This is a genomic window from Rhizobium acidisoli (genome assembly GCF_002531755.2).
GTDB lineage: Bacteria > Pseudomonadota > Alphaproteobacteria > Rhizobiales > Rhizobiaceae > Rhizobium > Rhizobium acidisoli.
Genome location: NZ_CP035002.1, coordinates 316,902 through 331,249, shown reverse-complemented (window position 1 = coordinate 331,249; position 14,348 = coordinate 316,902). Strand labels below are relative to the sequence as shown.

The 14,348-nt window shown below is 63.1% G+C and carries 13 protein-coding genes; 5 read left to right on the top strand and 8 right to left on the bottom strand.

Annotation, left to right across the window (positions count from 1 at the left end; genetic code table 11):
- Positions 1-7 precede the first annotated feature (7 nt).
- On the bottom strand, positions 8-1,525 hold the full coding sequence (gene hpaE / locus CO657_RS33915) for a 5-carboxymethyl-2-hydroxymuconate semialdehyde dehydrogenase (protein ID WP_054183521.1): 1,518 nt from the start codon (positions 1,523-1,525) through the stop codon (positions 8-10).
- 44 nt (positions 1,526-1,569) lie between these two features.
- On the bottom strand, positions 1,570-1,956 hold the full coding sequence (locus CO657_RS33910; protein ID WP_054183520.1) for a 5-carboxymethyl-2-hydroxymuconate Delta-isomerase: 387 nt from the start codon (positions 1,954-1,956) through the stop codon (positions 1,570-1,572).
- A gap of 124 nt (positions 1,957-2,080) precedes the next feature.
- Here CO657_RS33910 and CO657_RS33905 point away from each other — a divergent pair, with 124 nt between their 5' ends.
- From CO657_RS33905 to CO657_RS33885, 5 genes are all read left to right on the top strand, one after another.
- Positions 2,081-3,127 (top strand): helix-turn-helix domain-containing protein, encoded by a 1,047-nt coding sequence (locus tag CO657_RS33905; protein WP_082366292.1) that lies wholly within the window; start codon positions 2,081-2,083, stop codon positions 3,125-3,127.
- 52 nt (positions 3,128-3,179) lie between these two features.
- The gene (locus CO657_RS33900) at positions 3,180-4,118 is read left to right on the top strand and encodes a SphA family protein (protein ID WP_082366291.1); all 939 of its coding nucleotides are present in this window, start codon (positions 3,180-3,182) and stop codon (positions 4,116-4,118) included.
- Between the two features lie 10 nt (positions 4,119-4,128).
- Positions 4,129-5,364, top strand: coding sequence for an MFS transporter (locus CO657_RS33895; RefSeq protein WP_054183518.1), 1,236 nt, complete (start codon positions 4,129-4,131; stop codon positions 5,362-5,364).
- 75 nt (positions 5,365-5,439) lie between these two features.
- On the top strand, positions 5,440-6,882 hold the full coding sequence (locus CO657_RS33890) for an amidase (RefSeq protein WP_054183517.1): 1,443 nt from the start codon (positions 5,440-5,442) through the stop codon (positions 6,880-6,882).
- Between the two features lie 158 nt (positions 6,883-7,040).
- Positions 7,041-7,616 (top strand): dihydrofolate reductase family protein, encoded by a 576-nt coding sequence (locus CO657_RS33885; protein WP_054183516.1) that lies wholly within the window; start codon positions 7,041-7,043, stop codon positions 7,614-7,616.
- Positions 7,617-7,815: 199 nt separating this feature from the next.
- Here CO657_RS33885 and CO657_RS33880 read toward each other — a convergent pair whose 3' ends face one another.
- The 6 genes from CO657_RS33880 to CO657_RS33855 are packed head-to-tail and all read right to left on the bottom strand — an operon-like array spanning position 7,816 to position 14,173.
- Positions 7,816-8,820 (bottom strand): phosphotransferase enzyme family protein, encoded by a 1,005-nt coding sequence (locus tag CO657_RS33880; protein WP_054183515.1) that lies wholly within the window; start codon positions 8,818-8,820, stop codon positions 7,816-7,818.
- A gap of 8 nt (positions 8,821-8,828) precedes the next feature.
- The gene (locus CO657_RS33875) at positions 8,829-10,112 is read right to left on the bottom strand and encodes an aspartate aminotransferase family protein (protein ID WP_054183514.1); all 1,284 of its coding nucleotides are present in this window, start codon (positions 10,110-10,112) and stop codon (positions 8,829-8,831) included.
- Positions 10,113-10,114: 2 nt separating this feature from the next.
- Positions 10,115-11,470 (bottom strand): aspartate aminotransferase family protein, encoded by a 1,356-nt coding sequence (locus CO657_RS33870; RefSeq protein ID WP_054183513.1) that lies wholly within the window; start codon positions 11,468-11,470, stop codon positions 10,115-10,117.
- Positions 11,471-11,487: 17 nt separating this feature from the next.
- On the bottom strand, positions 11,488-12,138 hold the full coding sequence (locus tag CO657_RS33865) for an HAD family hydrolase (RefSeq protein ID WP_054183512.1): 651 nt from the start codon (positions 12,136-12,138) through the stop codon (positions 11,488-11,490).
- Positions 12,135-13,388 (bottom strand): Tm-1-like ATP-binding domain-containing protein, encoded by a 1,254-nt coding sequence (locus CO657_RS33860; RefSeq protein ID WP_054183511.1) that lies wholly within the window; start codon positions 13,386-13,388, stop codon positions 12,135-12,137. The genes CO657_RS33865 and CO657_RS33860 overlap by 4 nt, the downstream gene beginning before the upstream one ends.
- Positions 13,388-14,173, bottom strand: coding sequence for an IclR family transcriptional regulator (locus CO657_RS33855; protein ID WP_054183510.1), 786 nt, complete (start codon positions 14,171-14,173; stop codon positions 13,388-13,390). The genes CO657_RS33860 and CO657_RS33855 overlap by 1 nt, the downstream gene beginning before the upstream one ends.
- Between the last annotated feature and the right edge of the window lie 175 nt (positions 14,174-14,348).

The following is a 14,348-nucleotide window of genomic DNA, read 5'->3' as shown; positions in this document are numbered from 1 at the left end:
GTATGGCTCAGCCGCCGAGTTTCTGGATGGCGTGCGGCTTGGTGGCGAAGGCGACGTTCTTGGTTTCCATGTAGAAATCGAAGGACCAGTCGCCGCCGTCGCGGCCGATGCCGGAGTTCTTGACCCCGCCGAAAGGCGTCGGCAGGTGGCGGACGTTTTCCGAGTTCACCCAGATCATCCCGGCATCGAGATGGTCGGTGAAACGGAAGGCGCGGGTGACGTCGGAGGTCCAGAGATAACCGGTGAGCCCGTACTGGACGTCGTTGGCCAGCGCCAGCGCGTCGGCTTCGTCCTTGAAGGGGATGGCTGTCAGTACCGGCCCGAAAATCTCTTCCTGGGCGATGCGCATCTTGTTGTCGGCGCCGGTAAAGAGGGTGGGGGAGACATAGCAGCCGCCGCCCGGGCCATCGAACTTCTCGCCGCCGGCGGCAAGCGTCGCGCCTTCGGAGCGGCCGATCGCGATATATTCCAGCACCTTCTTTTCGTGCACGGGATGGATAAGCGGGCCGATGACCGTTTCGGGATCGAGGGGGTGGCCGACCTTGATGCGCCTGGCCTTTTCGGCGACGAGCGTGGTGAACCTGTCATAGACGCTGTCTTCGACCAGCAGGCGCGACGACGAGGTGCAGCGCTCGCCGTTCAGCGAATAGATCATGAAGACGGCGGCATCGGCGGCGCGTTCGAGATCGGCGTCGGCAAAGACGACGACCGGGTTCTTGCCGCCGAGTTCGAAATGCACTCGCTTCAGCGTGTCGGCGCCCTGTTTCATGATCATCGAGCCGGTGCGGCTTTCGCCGACGAAGCCGATCGCCTTGATCAGCGGATGTTCGGTCAGCGCCTTGCCGGCATCCTCGCCGAAGCCGTTGACGAGGTTCCACACACCCTTGGGCAGGCCGGCCTCTTCGGCGATTTCGACGAGCAGGCGGGCCGTCAGCGGCGAGAATTCGGCCGGCTTGTGGACGATGGTGCAGCCGGCAGCAAGGGCCGGCGCGATCTTCCAGGTCGACAGCATGAAGGGCGTGTTCCACGGCGTGATAATGCCGACCGGGCCGATCGGCACGCGCGTCGTCAGGTTCACCTGGCCGTCGGCGCGCAGCGCCTTGCCGTCACGGGCCTCAGGCGCGCGATCGGCGAAGAAGCGGAAATTTTCCGCACCGCGCAGCGCCGCCTTCGCCATGAACTTCAGCGACTGGCCGGTATCCATGCATTCGACGAAAGCGATCTCCTCGGCCCGCGCGACGATCGCGTCGGCGATCTTATGCAGCAGCTTCTTGCGCGCATCGCCCGGCATGGCGGCCCATTCGGCAAAGGCCGATTTGGCGGCTCTGGCGGCGCGGTCGATATCGGCGGCGGTGCCGCGGGCGATGCTGGCGAGCGGCTTCAGATCGACCGGCGAGAGCGTCTCGAAGGTTTCCCCGTCACCACCCCTCACGTCCTCGCCGTTGATGCGGTTGAGGACGCCGCGCTCCTTGAACTTCGCAAGATAGGTTTCGGCCTTTGCGATGTTTTCCTGCAGTTTGGACATCGTCTGTTTCCCTGATGTTGTCTCGTCCCGCGGTGGGGGTGTTGTCACTTGCCGCGAAGCCGCGGATGGAGGGCGTTTTTCTTCCAACTCAGCTCCGCATCGATCTCGCGGATCTCCAGCGATAGCGCAAAATGCGGCGTCTCGAAGAGCGGGCCGAGGATGTCGGCCGCCGCCGCAAGGATCGCTTCGCCGGTGCGCTTCTTCTCCTCGGCCGTGCGGCCCTTGCCGATGCGGAAGTTCAGATCGACGAAGGCGTTTTCCGGGAGCTGGTCGGCAATCGCATAGTGATCGGCGCGCAGGGCGCGCACGCGCACCGCGCCGAGTTCGAAAAGGTCCGTCTCCAGCACGGTCTTCAGCAGCGCCTCGCAGAGCGCGCCGATATCGGCGCGGCCATCGAGATTGGCCGAATATTCGATGGTGAGATGTGGCATCGATCCTCCCCGATCGCTAGCTCTTTTTATTAACATGTTAAATATATCAGGCGCTGTCAAGCGCTTCTTGCAAAAAATTGCTTAACATGTTCTCTTTCTTCGACCGTCCGGGGAGGGAGGGTGGATGAGAGGTAGGGAACCGCAGACGAGTGCGGCACAGATGCCGCAGGCCGCGATGCGCGCCGAGCATGATGCGTGCGAGCATGGTATGGCGATCAACGGCTGGCAACTCGAATGTCTTCAACTGTCGGAAGGACCTTTCGAGAGCCATTTGTTCCAAACTCGCTTCGAGCATCTTCAATTGATCCGCGAGCGCACCAACCGCGCGCTGTTGAAGCGCGGCGCCGGCTGGGCCGGGTCGGTCGTGTTCAGCCTGCCATTGGCCGCGTCGGGAGACGGCTGGACGGGCGGGCGGCCGATCGCCTATCCGTCCGGATTGCTTGCGGACGGACAGGACCTGCCGGAACTCGTGACACCCGTCGAACTCGACCTCGTCTGCATCGCACTCGATCGGCAGTGGTTTGCGCTACAGGCAGACGCTCTCGGCCATGCCGCGCTTGCCCAGCGTCTCCGGCGGCAGGAAATATTGGTGATTCCGCCGTCTCGGCTCCACCTCTTGCAAGCATTGTTTCGGGAGCTTTTCTGCGAGATTTCGCAACGGCCGGCGGTGCTCGGCTTCGAGAACGCCCGCCGAGAGATTCAGAATGCGATCATCGAGCATATCGTGGAAGCCTTGGCCGCATCGGTGTCGGTCGAGCCGCGCGAGGACACGCCACGCAAGACCACCGCCGATCGGGCGCGGGCGCTGGCGCTTGCCGACGCTTCGGAGACACTCGATATCGGCGGGATTTGCCGTCGGCTGAGTGTCAGCCGGCGCCATCTGCAGAATTGCTTCCTAAGCTCTTACGGCCAGAGCGCGACCCATGTGCTGCGGGCTATCCGGCTCAATGGCGTGCGTCGCGAGCTTCGCCACCATGCCCAGCTCGGCGTCCGCGTTTCGATCGGCGATATCGCCGCCCGGTGGGGATTCTGGCACTGGAGCCGGTTTGCCGAAGATTATCGGAAGCACTTCGGCGAGCTTCCATCGGCAACGGTGCGCGACGGGAAAGCACTGCCGGCATGGCAAAGTTTTCCGGCCGTGCCGAAAACGGATAACGCCTGGCGGCGCTGATCTTCTAAAATCCCCGAACTGGTTCAGAAGAGACCAGCAGGGGAACCTTATCATGAAGACCAGCGCATGTGGATGCGCCCTCGGCCTTGCCGCGGGTGCCGCGATTTTCAATGCCTTCTGTTTCGTACCCGGCGTCTTCGCCGCCGAGAACGGCGCGACGATCACGCCATTCGGCGTCACCGATTTCGGCGCAGGCATGCTCCCGCCGTCAACGCCCTTCGGGACGGTCGGCGTCAGAGCGGCCTACTACTCCGCCGACGTCGTGAAGAACGGCAGGGGCGACAGGATCGACAATGATTTCGATCTGACGGTCAAAACGATCGGCCTCGCCTACATCCACATGAGCGAGACCCAACTGTTCGGCGCCTCGGTCGGGTTCGGCACCATCATTCCGCTGATGGACATCAACGGCAGTCTCACGGTGCCGACGCCGGGCGGGCCGTTCACACTGGCCGGCGAGGATTTCGCACTCGGCGATATCCAGATCATGCCGCTGATGCTGCAGTGGAACGCGCCACCCAATCTCTTCGTCAATGCCAGCCTGCAGGTTCAGGCGCCGACGGGCTCCTATGACGTCAATGAGCCCTTCAACGTCGGCACCAACCATTGGGCAATCGCTCCCCTCGTCGGTTTTACCTATCTCACCGACGGCGGCTTTGAGATCTCCTCGCGAATCGAGCTCAACTTCAATACGGAGAACCCGGATACGGACTATACCAGCGGCGTCGAATACAAACAGGAATTCGCCGTCGGTCAGCATTTCGGCCCCTGGACCCTCGGGGCCGGCGGATATGTCTACCAGCAGCTCAGCGATGATACGGGACCGACGGCCGGCGACGGCAATCGTGGGCGTGTCATGGCCCTCGGACCCGCCATCAGCTTCTTTGAACCTGGTCTGCCGGTGATGAGCCTGCATGCCTACCGCGAATTTGCTGCCGAGAACCGGGCTGAAGGGGTCAATGTCGCCTTCCGCATCGGTATGGCTTTCTGAGGAGGTTGAGATGAGTCATTCTTCTTTCCCCGGCGGCGCCGACCGCCAAGCCGGACCGAAGCAGGGCCTGGTAATCCAGATTGCCAGCAGCCTGACGATCATGGGCGCCGTCATGATCGCGCCGATGCTGCCCAAGCTTGCTGCGGAATTCGCGCCATCCTCGCCGCGGGCGGCCGAACTGGTTCCCCTCGTCGCCACGGGACCGGCGCTTGCGATCGCCCTTTTTGCTCCGGCCGTCGGTTTCCTTGCGGATCGGCTCGGCCGTAAGACGATGCTGATCGTCGGCAGCCTTCTCTATGCCCTTTTCGGTTTCTTGCCGGCGGTCCTCGACGATCTGGGCAGTCTGCTTGCCGCGCGCCTCGCCTTTGGTTGCGCCGAAGCGATCATCATGACCAGTTGCACGACCTTGATTGCCGACTACTGGACCGGCGAGGACCGCTCGCGTTATGTCAATCGCCAAGTGGTGACGATCGGCATCGTCGGTTCGATCTTCTTCGTGCTGGGCGGTGCTGCCGGCGAGACGAACTGGCGCTACCCATTCTATCTGTATCTGCTGCCGCTCCTTCTGCTCCCCTTCATCGCTCGCACGCTGTGGGAGCCGGCGCGCCGCGCCGAGCAGGACGTCCGGGAGTATACGTTTTCGCGGCCAAGGATCCTCGGCGCCGTCACGGCTTCCTATCTGCTGGTCTTCACCGGCATGATCGCAAGCTTCATCGTGCCTGTCATGGCGCCCGGGCTTCTGGTCGCGCTCGGCACGACCTCGTCGTCGCTTATCGGTCTTTGCACCGGTCTCGGGCTGCTGGCCACACTCGTCGGGTCGCTCGCCTGGCCGAGCGCCCGCCGGCGTCTCGGCACCGCCGGCGTCAATGTCCTCCTGCTTTCGCTGCTGGCGCTCGGCCTGTGGCTGCTGACAAGTGCCGGAAGTTATGCCGCCGTCATGATCGCAGTCGCGGTTCACGGTTTGGGTGCGGGCTTTCTGGTGCCGAACGCCATGTTGCCGCTGTTGCAGACATTGTCCGCCCGCTATCGGGCGCGTGGCGTCGGCGGCTTCACCTCGGCACTCTATCTCGGGCAATTCGCAAGCCCGCTCATCATCCTGGCTTTCGCGCAAGGCTTCGGGGGAACACCGCAGGGAATTCCCGCGGCGATCAACCTCTGGGCCGGCGTCGTTCTGGCCATAGCGCTCATCTGGGCCGGTATCTGGCTCCTCCACCGCGAAAAAGGACGGCGGGTACTCCCCTCCTGACGGCTCGACGCGGCCTTGCGCCGGCGCGTCGCGGGCGCTCCGGCGCATTTTTCATACCGAGGAAAGGTATTCAGCATGAACGACTTGTCACGTCTCGCCACGCCGGATGGTCTTGCGCTCGCCGCGGCCATCGGCAGCGGCCGGCTCTCGCGCCGAAGCGTTACCAGCGAGGCCGTTGCGCGCATTCGCCGGGTCAATCCAGCCCTGAATGCAATCGTCGACGATCTCGGCGACGATGCGATGGCAATGACCACAGCATCCGCACCGGGCGGCGTTTTCGATGGCGTGCCGACGGTGATCAAGGATCTCTTCATGCCCGTCGCGGGCGCAAGAATGACCAACGGCTCCCTGGTCTGCGGCACCGTCGTCGCACCCTTCGATGCGGAAGTGGTGAGACGGGGCCGGGCCACCGGCATTTCGATCCTCGGCACGACGACTTCGCCGGAATTCGGCACCTCCTATACAACGGAAAGCCGCCTTTTCGGGAAGACCGCCAATCCCTGGTCGCTCGAACATACGGCTGGCGGCTCCAGCGGCGGATCGGCGGTGCTGGTGGCAGCCAGAGCCGTCCCCTTTGCCTTCGGCAATGATGGCGGGGGATCGCTGCGCGTTCCAGCCTCGTGCTGCGGCATATTCGGCCTGAAACCATCCAGGGGTCGAGTGCCGATGGGGCCGATGATCGGGGAAGGATGGGCCGGCATGGGATGTAACAATATCATGTCGATTTCCGTCCGCGACAGCGCCGCAATGCTGGATGCCCTGAGCGGGATGGAGACCGGCGCGCCCTATGCCGCCCCTCATGACGAAGACAGTCTTCTCTCCTGCTGCGCGAAACGGCCGGCCCGCCTGCGTATCGGCCTGGTCACGCAGCTCGATCCCTTTGGAACCAGCAGCCAGTGCCTGCAGGCGGTCGAGGACGCAGCCCGGCTCTGCGAGGAACTTGGCCATCATGTCGAGACGGCGACGCTGCCGGTGGATGCGATCGAATACTACGATACCGTTTTCACGATCATCGGCGCCCAGACCAGAAGCTTCATAGGCATGATCGAAGAGATGGGTGGCCGGGCGGTCGACCGTGGTGCGCTCGAGGCGCGCACGCGCATCATCCTTCGGGAAAAGGGCGAGGTATCCGGTGCAAACTACGCTGCGGCGGTGGATTACATTCACGCCTTCGGCCGCCGTATGGGGCGGCTTCTGGAGGATTACGACGTCCTGCTGTCACCGACGCTTGCCAAGCCTCCGCAACTGCTCGGCAGCTTCGATATGAAAGACAGCGAAGCGCTGTCGGATCTGATCGAACGTTTCCACAGCTTTTCCCCCTTTACCTCGTTGTTCAATGCGAGCGGCCAGCCCGCCATGTCGGTCCCGCTTTGCTGGTCGCCGGAAGGCCTGCCGATCGGCGCGCACTTTGCCGCCGGCTTCGGCCGGGAAGGCTTGCTGTTTTCGCTTGCCGCTCAGCTTGAAGAGGCCCGCCCCTGGGCAGGGCGCATTCCGTCCCTCAACGCATTGGCGCCGTGAGGACGCGGTCAGACCGAGCTTATAGACAGGAGAATGGCCGAGGAGTTCGGACGCTTCAAGAGGCCGCGACGAGTTATTCGTTGCCCCAGATGTAGGTTTGACCGACACTCATTCGTCATGAAGGCGTAACCTCAATCGATCGGTCACGGAGAACGCAAATGACCAAGGTCGCTTTCAATATCAGCATGTCGCTCGACGGCTTCATTACCGCAGGAAGCCAGACCAGGGAGGAACCGCTCGGCAAGAACGGCGAATTTCTTCACGAATGGTTCTTCAACGGCGGTGCAGAGGGTGATGCGTATGTGCAGCGCCTCACCAGCAATGTTGGCAGCGTGATCTGCGGGCGCAAATGCTATGACGACTCGATCCCATACTGGGACGAAAATGGGCCGACGGGGCCGTTAAAGCTGCCGCTTTTCGTCGTCACCCACCGGCCGTTACTCGCCTCGCACAGCACTGGAATCTATCACGCGACTGGGACAATTCCCGACGCGGTGAAGCAGGCGAAGTTGGCGGCCAGAGGCAAGGATGTGAGCCTCATGGGCGGAGCCGACGTCTTTCGCCAAGCATTGACCGGCGGGCTTGTCGACGAGATTGAGTTGCATATCGTGCCGGTGCTCTTTGGCGCTGGGACTCGCCTGTTCGACATGCTGCCCAATCAGATCAAACTTGAGCCCACCAGCGTGCTCGACACGCCGCTCGCTCGGCATATCGCCTATCGCATTGTGAAGTAAGCGAACGCAACCAGCCCTGTCTGATTAGGGTCCAGCCCATAAATTTGCTTTATGATCAGCGAGGAATGTCCCTCCTGTCCGGGAAGATCCGGGCATGAACCGCGACCTGTTTTGGCTATCGGACGAGCAATTCGAACCAAATCGCGGCGACCGTCGCCTACTGGTTATGGGTGCGGAACCTAGAGAAATCGGGAAAGCGCTAGCGAATGGGCGCAGCAAGTTCCATCGCTTCCTCGACGTAGCGGCGCAGGCGCTCTTCCGCGTCCGGCATATCCGGGCGCGCGCCGACCCAGCCGATATAGGTGAGGCTTCGCAAGAGCAGAAAGAGCGGCAGCGTCTTAAGGGTTGAATCCGATAGAGGCCGCCGTTTGCAGTAGCCGGCAATGAGCGCGTCCCGGATCAGGTCGTAGCAGGGTTCGCGCCGGTTTCTGAGAAGCGCGGTGGCAATGTCGAACATGCGCCAGCCATAGCCCGCGTCGTCGAAATCGATGAACTCGACGCCGTCTGCGCCGAGGAGCACGTTTTCACGCACCAGATCGGCGTGAATGAGCCCGTAGTCGAGCCCGGACCGTTCGGCCAATCTGAGTTTCTCGCCGAGAAGAGACCTGAGATCCCCGAGCTGCCCTGCGGTTGCGGGTGTCAATCCCCGGCAGTCCCAGAACCGGCCCCAGAACGGGCTCTCGCCGAGCAGGCCATCAAAGTCCCACGCCGGGCGGGTGAAGGATGCAGGCGGTGTCCACCGGTCGGATATGGTGTGAAGCTCAGCCATGGCTTCGCCCAATCGGCTGAAAATGGCCTCGATGCGATCGGTCGAATGATGAAGGGGCACGCCGGACCGGCCCAATTCTTCGCCGCTCATCCAGCTCACGATATCGGCATGCTGAACTGCAAACGCCGAGCTGGCCGGCAAGGTCACCAGATGGCGGCCGTCCAAGGTCGGGATTGGTGCAGGAACCCGAAGCCCGCCCGCTTCGAGCGCCGCCACCCACTGCAGCTCCGAGACAAGGGTGCGATCGTCATGGTATCCGGGCCGATGGAGACGAAGGGCCGCCGGTTCGCCATCCGCCAGGCGAATCCGAAACACCGCATTCTCTCGGAATTTCAGCAGCGTCGGTGCCTGGTCGGCCAGGCCCCAATGCCGAAGCGCCTCCTTCGCCCTCGCGGAAAGGGCATCCATTGGCCATGCGAATTCGTTTTCGCCCATCGAGCCGCTCACAGGCCCGACAGCACGTCGTCGAAGACCGACAACATCAGATCGGCATTCTCCCGGGAGAAGGGCATCGGCGGCCGGATCTTGGTGGCGCATTGATGGAGGCCGATCTTGCCCATTAGCACGCCGCGTTCGCGCATTTCGTTGACGATCCGGTTTGCCTCGGCGGTGGCCGGTTCCTTCGTCGCCCGGTCCAGCACGAATTCCATACCCATGAAGAGGCCGCTGCCGCGCACGTCGCCGATGATCGCATGTTTTTGCGCAAGCCGCTTGAAGGCGTCGCGCGTATATTCGCCGACATCGCGGGCGTTCTCGACAAGCTTCTCATCCTCGATGACGTCGAGGACCGCCATGGCGGCGGCGCAGGAGACCGGATTGCCGCCGAACGTATTGAAATAGCGGAACGCCTTGCGGAAGGCGTTCAGCACATCGGCGTTGGCAACGACGCCGCCGACAGGATGACCGTTCGCCATCGGCTTGCCGAGCGTCACGATATCGGGAACGATGCCGGCGCGCTGGTGGCCCCACATATCAGAGCCGGTGCGGCCGAAACCGGGCTGCACCTCGTCGGTGATGACGAGGCCGCCGGCCTTGCGCACTGAAGCCACCGTCTTGTCCAGAAAGCCCTGCGGCAAATCCGGAAAGCCTTCATTGGCAAAGAAGGGATCGATGATCAGTGCGGAAAAACCATGCGGGCTTTCCTGCAGCGAGGCGATCGCCGCCTCGACTTCGGCCGCGAAGGCCACGGCAAAAGCCTCGCCGCCTTGGCCGCCGAGCGGGCGGTAGCTGTCGGGCGCCGGCACGTGCCTGACATGGCCATCGAAGCCGCCGACCGGCGGCATGCGGGTCGAGAGCTGCGACACGGCGGCCGTGTTGCCGTGATAGGTATGGTTTGTGGCGATGACGCCGGTCTTGCCGGTAACGGCCTGGGCCATGCGCAATGCCACGTCGTTTGCTTCGCTGCCGGTGCAGGTGAGGATCGCCGCGTTAAGGCTCCTGTCGAAGGTTGCGGTCAGGCGATCGACGTAGTCGAGAATGCCTTCATGCAGATACCGCGTATGCGTGTTCAGCGTCGACGCCTGCCGGGTGATCGCCTCGACTACGCGCGGATGGCAATGGCCGACGTGCGGCACATTGTTGTAGCAATCGAGATATCGCCGGCCGTCGGCATCCCAGAGCCAGACGCCTTCGCCGCGCACCAGATGGACCGGCTCGTCATAGAAGAGCGACATGTTGTGGCCGAGAAGCCGCTCGCGGCGCGCGATAAGGGCTGCGTTGTCGGACATGATCAGGCTCCCGCCGCGGTTAGGCCGGCGTCGAGCGCCGTCAGGATCGTCTGCACATCCCCCGCCGTGATGACCAGCGGCGGCGACATGATGACGTTGGCGCCGGAAGTGCGCACGAGCGCGCCGGCATCATAGGCGACATCCTGCACTTTCTGCAGGATGTCCTTCGATGCCGCGCTTTTCCTCTTCCGATCGCTGACGAGTTCGAGCGCGCACATCAGGCCCTTGCCGCGCACGTCGCCGATCAGCTCATGTTTATCCTGCAGCTTCCTCAGGCCGGCAATCAGTTCTTCGCCGCGAGCCGCAGCATCGTCGGCGACGTTCAGCCGCTTTGTTTCCTTAAGCGTCGCGAGGGCTGCAGCCGCGCCGGCCGGATGGCCGGAATAGGTATAGCCGTGGCCGATGCTGCCGAATGCGCCCTTGCTGCCTTCGAAGACCTCCGCCACCTTGTCGGCGATCATGACCGCGCCGAAGGGGAAATAGCCGTTGGTGATCGCCTTGGCGGTCGACATCAGATCCGGCTTGACGCCCCAGAGGCGCGATCCCGTCCAGGCGCCGGTCCGGCCGAAAGCGGTGATGACCTCGTCCGCGATCAGCAGGATGCCGTGACGGTCACAGATCTCGCGCATCAGCGGCAGGAAGGTCTCATGGGGAACGATGACGCCGCCGGCGCCGAGCACCGGTTCGACGATCAGCGCGGCGATGGTATCAGCGCCCTGGAAGGCGATCTCGTCCTCGAAGAGCCGGCCGATGGCGGCGGCGATCTCCGCCCCGTCGCTGGTGCCGAACGGATTGCGATAGGAGAACGGTGCCGGCAGATGGATGACACCGGGAAGCAGCGGCTCGTAGCTGCGGCGGAAATTCTGATTTCCGTTGACGGAGGCGCCGCCGAAATGCGTGCCGTGATAACCCTTCTTCAGCGCGACGAATTTGGTGCGTTCCGGCTGCCCGTTGATCTTGTGATATTGCCGGGCAAGCCGCAGGCAGGTCTCGACCGAATCCGAGCCGCCAGAGGTAAAAAAGGAGCGGCTCAATCCATCCGGCTGGAACCATTCGGCAAGCTCGTAGGACAGCTCGATCAGCGGTGAGTTCGTCGTGCCGCGGAATGTCGAATAGTAGGGCAACTCGTCGAGCTGGTCGCGGATCGCCTTCTTCACCGGCTCGCAGGAATAGCCAAGATTGACGTTCCACAGGCCGCCGACCGCATCGAGCACCTTCTTTCCCTGAATGTCGACGATTTCGACGCCTTCGCCCGCAGTGATGATGCGCGGCGGCTGGGCCTGCATTTCGGCCGGATGAGCCATCGGGTGCCACATGTGGCGGGCGTTGTTTTCGATTATGAAATTGGTTTCACGCATCTCTATTCCTCTCGGGTTCAGAGGCCCAGCATCGCAAGGGCGCGGGCATAGCTTTCGGCAGGGCGGGTGACGTCGAAATGCACATGCGGCAATCCGGCGGCTTCGGCGCCTTCAATGTTCTTCTTCTGGTCGTCGACGAAAACGCAGGCTTCGCGCGGCAGGCCGAGTTCGGACAGCACCTGTTCGTAGGCGCGCGGATCGGGCTTGAGGATCTTGGTGTAGGTGGCGTCGACGATGACGTCGAAGAGCTCGATCAGCGGGAAGCGCTTGCGGAATTCGGCTCCGTAGAAAAGGTCGAGTTCGTTCGACAGGATCGCGAGCTTCAGTCCCGCGTCCTTGGCCCGCAGGATGGCGTCGCGGGCCTCCGGGCGCAGCACCAGCTCGGGTTCGGCGCCGCGGGCGCGGCGCACGAATGTCTGCATGTCCGTCCAGCTCTCGCCGACCATCTGGCCGATTTCTCCGGCGCGCGTCAGCCAGTAGTCGCGTTCGGTGATCTCGCGGTTCTGCATCGCCACCCAGAGCGGGTCGGTCGCGGTATCGAACGGCCCAAGCCAGGTGAGCGAGCCTTGGGGAAGGCCGAGCGTGCGCTCGGTGATCTCATGCGTTTCGAACAGGGTGCGGGTGACCACACCGCCGAAATCGAGGATGAGGGCGCGTTCTCTTGTCATGGCCGTCCTTCCGGGATGATGCCCTCGGCCACCCAGCCGTCGAAAACGGCAAGGGCTGCGCCGGAAAAGGAGGGAGAATTGATGTGGGCATCGACTTCCTGAAAAGTGACGGAAGACGGCACGGTGCGACGCATCTCGTCGAGGAAGGCGGCGAGACCTTCCGGATCGTGCAGCGGCTCGTCCGGCTTGTCCCATTCCTGCAGCCCTTCGGTCGGCAGCAGAAAGGCGACCTTGGCATCGGCCCGCGCCAGCTTTTGTCCAATCAGCCGAGCCACTTCCCGCCGGCCTTCCGGCGAGGTCGTCACCGACCCTATCAGCCGGTTATGGGCATGATAGGGGCGGTCGGCAAAAATATCAGGCAGCGTCTGCCAAGCCTGGAGATCGACCATGTCGACGGCGCCGGGAGCCACGATCTGGGGAATGCCGGCGCGCCCGGCATTTTCGAGCCTGTCCGGTCCCGAGGTTACCACCGTGCCGTAATGGTGATTGCTGACCTCCTGGATGCAGAAGTCGAAGACGGCGGCAAAGCCCGACTGCGCGGCGATGGCTTCGAAGGCGCGGCCGCCCATGCCGGTGGAGTGGAAAACGGCGACATCATAGCCGCGCTTTTCCAGTTCGGGCCGCAGATGCTTCATGTATTTCAGGCAGGAGGAGCCGAGCGAGGTCATGCCGATCAGCGGACGGGTGCGATCGGGTTTGGTTCCGTGCCGGGCAGCGCCGACGACGGCGCCGCAGGCCTGCGACAGCACCGAACGGCAGATGCTGTTGAGGCCGTAGAGGCCGCCGGCCCACAGGATCATCATCAGGTCAGGCGCGATGCGTTCGGGCGGGATCAGGTGGGAATAGGCGATCGTCGAGACCACGAATTTCGGCACGCCTAGCGGTAGGACGGCGGCGACATCGAGGGCCAGATCCGTGCCCATCGAGCCGCCGAGAACGATGATGCCGTCGACGAGCCCGTCCTTGTAGAGCCGGAGGGTCAGCGCCGCCGCACCCTCAGCCATCGCCGCCATGGCGCTGTTTTCATCGCCGCTTTCTGTAATGGCCGCAATCGAGGTGGCGGCGGCCTTGGCGATGTCGTGCTTGGAATAATCGGGAACATAGGGCGGATCGCCGAGAATGCTGACATCGACCATAACAGGCCGGCCACCGGCTTCCGCGATGACGGACGCCATGAACTGCAGTTCGTCGCATTTGGTGTCACCGGTTCCGATGACGAGTATCCTTGGCAGGGGAGCCGCAGGGCTCATCAATCTCTCCTCCTGATGTTTGGACTGGTTCCCATGAGCCTTTCCGACCCGTAGTATTTTTCTGAAATTCCATTGGCGGCGGTGATGGCCTGCGCGCCGAATTCGTGAATGGCCGTCTTCGTGGTGCGCGAAAGCGGGGCGGCGATCGCAACGCAGCCGACCGGCCGTCCATCCGGTGCGCGCACGGGCGCTGCAGCACTGATGACGCCGGCTTCGAGACCCTGATGGCTGATCGAAAAGCCGCGCGCGGCCGTCTCGTCGAGCAGCCCGCGGATCAGTTTGGGATCGACGACGGTATGGTCGGTGAATTTTTCGAGCGGCTTTTGCAGCGCCGCGTCGATCTGCTTGGGCGGGCAGAAGGCGAGGAAGGCAAGCCCGGAGGCGGTGGCGTGAAAGGGCAGGATGCTGCCGACATCGACGATGATGCGATGCGCCCGCGGCGGATCTTCCACATGAATGGTCGACAGCCTGCCGCCTGAGAACTCGGAAAGATGCACCGTCTCCGCCGAGGATTCGGCGAGCGTCTTGATGAAGGGCACGGCGACCCGCAGAAACGGATAGCGGGCCTCGCGGATGCGGGCGAGCCGAACCGGCGCCGAGCCGATCCGGTAGCGGCGGCTATCGGGGTCCTGCTCGACGAAACCGTGTTTTTCCAGTTCCACCAGAAAGCGTCGTGCCGTCGCCTTGTCGAGCGAACACAGGCGGGCGATGTCCGTCAGACCCACCTCCTTGTCCAGCCGTGACAGGGTATCCAGCAATGAAAGCGCCTTTCCGATCGTGCTCATCGTTCGTCCTCTTGGGGTGGGTTCATGTCCCGGCTTGTCGCATCCGGCTTTACGCCATCCGCCAAATCAGCCCGCAAACCCTGTACCGCGGCACGATGGCAGCGACCCAAGATACTTAACATGCGAATTAACTTGACAGAGGCCGGTAATGTTTGCAAGTCTATATTTGAAGCTG